The 433-nt window shown below is 42.7% G+C and carries 1 pseudogene; it reads right to left on the bottom strand.

Annotated features, from left to right (window positions below):
* Nucleotides 1-433, bottom strand: a pseudogene (locus ACEN4I_RS13505) (ISNCY family transposase); the annotation flags it as partial.

Raw genomic sequence — 433 nt, 5'->3', positions numbered from 1 at the left:
CCGTTTAAGCGCTCTACGCGGCCTTTAGCTTGTGGAATAGAGGAGGTTTTAATCTCAATACCGAGTTGATGACAGGCAAAACCAAACTGGGTAAAGGTATCTTCTTCGACCGCTTTCATGGCTTTTGATGTGTATTCGAAAACCGTTCGTTTATCTGTTAAAAAAGCTAAAGGGATGCCTTGTTTCGTTAGGATCTGATTGAGCACATGATAATAGCCATTGAGTGTTTCTTGCATATCGAAATAAGCCCCGACGATATTACCAGAAGCGTCATCAATAGCTAAATGGAGATGTGTCACCTCTTTACCAAACCAGTTATAGGAGCTGGCATCCATTTGAATAAGCTCCCCCTGATATTTCTTTCTAGGACGGCTAGGGTGACTTTTTTCGGGTAACTCCATTTGATCTTCGGCTCTTGGAACCAGTGGGTTAT

Origin of the sequence: Desemzia sp. FAM 23990 (assembly GCF_045528485.1) — a bacterium.
GTDB lineage: Bacteria > Bacillota > Bacilli > Lactobacillales > Carnobacteriaceae > Desemzia.
The sequence above is the reverse complement of the archived record's forward strand: the minus strand, read 5'-3'. Positions and strand labels throughout refer to the sequence as shown.